Origin of the sequence: Desulfotignum phosphitoxidans DSM 13687, from assembly GCF_000350545.1 — a bacterium.
Lineage (GTDB): Bacteria > Desulfobacterota > Desulfobacteria > Desulfobacterales > Desulfobacteraceae > Desulfotignum > Desulfotignum phosphitoxidans.
In genome coordinates, this window is sequence record NZ_APJX01000025.1 from 1 (window position 1) to 4,242 (window position 4,242).

At 45.9% G+C, this 4,242-nt stretch carries 10 protein-coding genes; all 10 read right to left on the reverse strand.

Annotation, left to right across the window (positions count from 1 at the left end; translation table 11 throughout):
* Nucleotides 1-238: 238 nt before the first annotated feature.
* On the reverse strand, nt 239-667 hold the full coding sequence (locus DPO_RS23310; protein ID WP_006968848.1) for an RpnC/YadD family protein: 429 nt from the start codon (nt 665-667) through the stop codon (nt 239-241).
* The gene (locus tag DPO_RS26365; RefSeq protein ID WP_006968849.1) at nt 661-879 is read right to left on the reverse strand and encodes an RpnC/YadD family protein; all 219 of its coding nucleotides are present in this window, start codon (nt 877-879) and stop codon (nt 661-663) included. The genes DPO_RS23310 and DPO_RS26365 overlap by 7 nt, the downstream gene beginning before the upstream one ends.
* A gap of 291 nt (nt 880-1,170) precedes the next feature.
* Nucleotides 1,171-1,446 (reverse strand): hypothetical protein, encoded by a 276-nt coding sequence (locus DPO_RS26370; protein WP_006968850.1) that lies wholly within the window; start codon nt 1,444-1,446, stop codon nt 1,171-1,173.
* 60 nt (nt 1,447-1,506) lie between these two features.
* On the reverse strand, nt 1,507-2,019 hold the full coding sequence (locus tag DPO_RS26375) for a transcriptional regulator (protein WP_006968851.1): 513 nt from the start codon (nt 2,017-2,019) through the stop codon (nt 1,507-1,509).
* Between the two features lie 69 nt (nt 2,020-2,088).
* Nucleotides 2,089-2,370 carry a type II toxin-antitoxin system RelE family toxin gene (locus DPO_RS23325; RefSeq protein ID WP_006968852.1) on the reverse strand — a complete coding sequence of 94 codons (282 nt, stop codon included), beginning with the start codon at nt 2,368-2,370 and terminating at the stop codon, nt 2,089-2,091.
* Nucleotides 2,367-2,561 (reverse strand): hypothetical protein, encoded by a 195-nt coding sequence (locus DPO_RS23330; RefSeq protein ID WP_040012316.1) that lies wholly within the window; start codon nt 2,559-2,561, stop codon nt 2,367-2,369. Before DPO_RS23330 ends, DPO_RS23325 begins: the two co-directional genes overlap by 4 nt.
* A gap of 125 nt (nt 2,562-2,686) precedes the next feature.
* On the reverse strand, nt 2,687-3,166 hold the full coding sequence (locus DPO_RS23335) for a GDP-mannose 4,6-dehydratase (RefSeq protein ID WP_006968854.1): 480 nt from the start codon (nt 3,164-3,166) through the stop codon (nt 2,687-2,689).
* Between the two features lie 130 nt (nt 3,167-3,296).
* On the reverse strand, nt 3,297-3,668 hold the full coding sequence (locus DPO_RS23340; RefSeq protein ID WP_006968855.1) for a type II toxin-antitoxin system VapC family toxin: 372 nt from the start codon (nt 3,666-3,668) through the stop codon (nt 3,297-3,299).
* Nucleotides 3,655-3,897: a hypothetical protein gene (locus DPO_RS23345; protein ID WP_040012318.1), complete on the reverse strand. Its 243-nt coding sequence runs from the start codon at nt 3,895-3,897 to the stop codon at nt 3,655-3,657. The genes DPO_RS23340 and DPO_RS23345 overlap by 14 nt, the downstream gene beginning before the upstream one ends.
* A gap of 160 nt (nt 3,898-4,057) precedes the next feature.
* On the reverse strand, nt 4,058-4,242 hold a 185-nt coding region (locus DPO_RS26380; RefSeq protein ID WP_456072981.1), incomplete at its 5' end, for a hypothetical protein.

Here is a 4,242-nt window from a genome sequence, read left to right on the forward strand (position 1 = left end):
GGAAAGCTGGCTTCCACGCAGTTTAATAGTAGCAAATGACAACGGTTGTTTTTTGCTACGCCCTTTATATGATTATCAGGCCTGCGTTATTGTAGTTATTGGGGGGGGGGAAAGTTTTAAGTTTTAAGTTTTAAGTAGACGGGGTGGGGTCAGGGTTGGTTTGTTGGCTTATAGCATAGGGCCACAATAAGCCAATAACCCAAGGTCACACGTAAGCCAAGCCTGGCCCCCCGGGTTTTCAGCTGTCTGACAGCAGGTGCAGCGGGATTTCGACGGGTTCGTTGTTCAGTATTTTTCTGACCAGAGTGATGTCGAGGTTGGCGATCTGGGCGATCATTTCTTCGGACAGCCTATTTTTTCCAGCACTGCGGACCAGTGCGATCACAGTTTCCTGTCTGCCTTCCTGTCTGCCTTCCTGTCTGCCTTCCTGTCTGCCTCTTTCTCTAATATATTGCGCTAACATGGCAGTCTCCTTATGTTGAATGATGGTCTCATAAAGTTGTTGCTGTTCCTGGTCGCTTATTTCCGAATACACATCGATAAAATCCACATATTTGTCAAACAGCCCTCGCGTAGCCAGTTGAAACAACCCTTTATATGCCTGGCGGATGACCTCTATACGTTCGTTCTTTTCATACTGCATCTTGGGCAAAAGGATTTTTACCATAACAGCAGCTGCTGGTTTTCAAAATGGAACAGTATCGGAAGATCCAGTGCCAGCCCGGCATCTGCAAGATGGTGTTTTTTGGGCTCCTGACGTGTAAACTCAATGGAAACGATCTTGCCCCAGTTTTGTTCTGCCTGGGGAAACAGCCATTGGAGTGTTTCCCTGGGAAAATCTTGAAACAAATTTTTGAAATTAGGGTCGTGGGGTATCATTTGTTACACCGTTTATTTTGCCATTAAAATGGGTATTTTAAACACAAGGTTGACCCCGGAATTGGGTATAGGTATAGCTCCGCTCTGTCGGTTACATGGCGGAAGGCTGTATCCGATGAGGGAGTGGTGCAAAGTGTGTTGTATATAGCATCCATGGGGGTCATGTAAATAGGGGAAACTACCTAGTGGGAGGTTCAAAGCAGCTGGATTCGGATGCGGCCGGCGCCTTCCAGCATTTTCTGGATTTCAACGGGAAGATAGAGCTGGCGGTTGCCTGTGATGCGCTCTCCTTTACGTTCGTCGGGCGATTAACAAGGTTCTGCTGATGGTGCCCAGGATGCGTTTGGTCTGCATGCGCTGCACCTGGGTGCTGGTCAGGCGCTGGGTGGACAGGGGGCATTCAATGCGGTGGGTGGTTTTCCATCCTGTTTCTGACAAAAGACTGTGGTAATCAAACAGGGTGATGGCATTCTGCGTTTTTTCCTGGATGGCCGGGGTGGATTCAAAATCACGCCAGTCGGCATTGAGAAACGCCAGGGTGGTACCTGGTTTTGTGTGTTTGTTCATATGCCTTTTGTTTCTTGGTGTAATAAGGGGGATCAAAAAAGATCAGGTCTGTTTTTCTGGTCACGGGCCATGGGTCGTTTTGGGGGTCCCGGTGGTGGTGTTCGATTTCAGGTCGTTTGTCCCGGACTGCCAGATCAAAGGCCTGGCAACGGCGTTCAAAAAGCAGGCATGTGTCCGAGACCACACCGCCACCGGCCATGGGGTCCAGGACCTGGTCGCCCGGGCCAGGGCCAGGTCCATCTGCAAATGGGCGGCTATGTATTCCATGGTATGGCCCATAGAGAGCAAATTACCAATATTGCCAAAATTTGCATTATTGGTAATTTGAGAAATTCTCTGTTGATTTATTCCCACCTTTCCCGAAATTTTCTCCTGGGTCCATCCAAGGCGGCTGAGGCGGAGGATGGTGGCGGTCTGGCCGTCGGCATAGTTGAATACCCGCTGGATCTTGATCGGCGGGAACTGGGCACCAATGGCCAGGGCTTGAGCGTAAGCGTCGATGGTTTGGCGGCTTTGGGTGGTTCTGGGGTAGATGGTGGGGTCCCAGGTTAGAGTTTTGATTTGGATGAGCATTAAGCAAGTTTTAAGTGTTAAGATTTAAGTTTTAAGCAGACCCGGGTGGGGTTTGTTGGGCGTTGGGTATCAGGGAAATTTACGGTAAATATCTTTCCGATGAAGCGCACGAACAAAGACAACTGCAGTTTCAGATTCAACAGACACTATTTTAATGCCAATTCGGAAATTCCCGGTACGAATTCGATAATAAATGTTTTCATTTGTCAATTTTTTTAAATCGGTAATATCCAAAATATTTTCGGCTTTCTCAACTTCCTGGATAACTTCTTTAACCCGCTGTGTGAAATCAGAATCATTTTTCCGCTTTTTTAAATCTCCAGCAAAACTTTTTTTAAAAATTGTTTTCATAAAGAAACTATCGAACGCTTATCATCAAGAATTTGAAAAATTTCGTCTCTTTCCACAACTTCTGAATCTTCGCCTTCCTGAATAGCCTTGACCAGTAGAATATCTTCCATCACGTCCTGGAGTATATCATAGACAAGGTCCTTTCTTTCTTCCATGGCTTCAATGATTGCTTTTTTAAAAAGGTCTTTTATTTTTTTTCATCTATCAATGTCTGCATGACGGATCTCCCGAAAAAGTTTGTTGCGTTCATTACAATGATAATCTTTTGGGATATGTATTGCAATAACAACAATAAGGAAAGCCTGACCCCGAAATTTTAAACGTTGTAGATGTCTATTTTGTACCGGGACAGGTTTTCAGGCTGCGTGAACCAGTCAATGCATTGTTGCAGGCCCTGTTCCAGGGAATATTGCGGTGTGAATCCGGTCAGGTTATGGATCTTGGTGTTGTCGCAGCACAGGCGGAACACTTCGGAGTTTTCCGGGCGGATCCGGGCGTCATCCGTGATGAATGTCACATCCGAGTGCATCAGCTGCCTGATCAGGTTCAGGGTGTCGCCCACGGAAATTTCCACCCCGGAGCCGATATTAACCACCTCGCCGATGGTTTTGTCTGACCGGGCCAGGTCAATGAATCCTTTGCAGGTGTCCAGCACATAGTTGAAATCCCGGGTGGGTGACACATCCCCCAGATGGATCTGGTTTTTGCCGGCAGCGATCTGGGGGATGATGGTGGGGATCACGGCCCGGGCGCTCTGGCGGGGACCATAGGTGTTGAACGGCCGGGCAATGGTCACGGGCCGCCAGATGAAAGATCACATCGATCTCTCTGGTGATCTCTTTGCAAAAATTCATGTGGGGGTCAGGCCTGCGTTATTGTAGTTATTGGGGGGTTGGGTATTGGGTTTTAGTTCAGATTTTCAGTTATCAAGAAAACAGTTTAATTCCTTGAATAAACTTAAAATCCTTGACGTTGTATGTCAAAAGTTCCATATCGTGACAGATTGCAGTGGCAGCAATCAGGGCATCCGGTATTTGCAAACCATGGCTTTTTGAATATTGTTCAATTAAATTGATGGCAGCATTTGTAATCGATCTGTCCAGAATCAACGTCTCAAGATGCTTCATCCGGCTTTTTATCTTGCCCAGTTCCCGTTTATTAAACGCACCGAAATACAATTCCATCAAAGTTACAGCGCTCAGTGAAATATTTTGAAACCCGATACGCCTGAGCGTTTCGGTTGCTGATGGATTGTTTTTGAACGCTTCGATAAAAATATTGGTATCACAGAGTATCATTTTGTCCGACACCTCTGGCCCATGCTTTTTCCCGGATCTTCAAAAGGGAAATGTCTTTATTTTCCCACAATCCAAATAGATCTTCCAAAGATTTGGTTTTTTTCCCGGCAGGCTCATTTTTTTTATCAATCGTGTTGCCTTCAATTTCCACAAAAGGCAATTCTTTTAATAAATTGATAACAATCACGGCTTTTTCTGAATCTTTGATGTTAATGTGCAGACGTGTCATTTGTTTTTCCATCCCGAAAAAGTTTGTTGCGTTCATTACAATGATAATCTTTTGGGATATGTATTGCAATCCGTTTGTGGGGGGGGTCAGACCTGCGTTATTGTAGTTATTGGGGGGGTTGGGTATTGGGGGCATCGGACTAACGGGGGTGGGGTAAGACCTATAATAAATCTTCAAGAATTCTGTTTAATGTTCTGATTTGTTCAGCCGTGGGGTTAAGCTGGTTCGCTTTGGCGTATATGTGCAGAAGCCAGATATTCCTGGTTTCTGTTACGACATAATACAAAACCCTGAATCCGCCGCTTTTCCCTTTCTTTTGATCAATCGAACCGACACGGACTTTAT

Excerpts from the sequence above, each read along its gene's own strand:
- DPO_RS23345 (WP_040012318.1), bottom strand. The coding sequence starts at position 3,897 with ATGACACGTCTGCACATTAACATCAAAGATTCAGAAAAAGCCGTGATT.
- DPO_RS23325 (WP_006968852.1), bottom strand. The coding sequence starts at position 2,370 with ATGAAAACAATTTTTAAAAAAAGTTTTGCTGGAGATTTAAAAAAGCGG.
- DPO_RS26370 (WP_006968850.1), bottom strand. The coding sequence starts at position 1,446 with ATGAACAAACACACAAAACCAGGTACCACCCTGGCGTTTCTCAATGCC.
- DPO_RS26365 (WP_006968849.1), bottom strand. The coding sequence starts at position 879 with ATGATACCCCACGACCCTAATTTCAAAAATTTGTTTCAAGATTTTCCC.
- DPO_RS26375 (WP_006968851.1), bottom strand. The coding sequence starts at position 2,019 with ATGCTCATCCAAATCAAAACTCTAACCTGGGACCCCACCATCTACCCC.
- DPO_RS23310 (WP_006968848.1), bottom strand. The coding sequence starts at position 667 with ATGGTAAAAATCCTTTTGCCCAAGATGCAGTATGAAAAGAACGAACGT.
- DPO_RS23340 (WP_006968855.1), bottom strand. The coding sequence starts at position 3,668 with ATGATACTCTGTGATACCAATATTTTTATCGAAGCGTTCAAAAACAAT.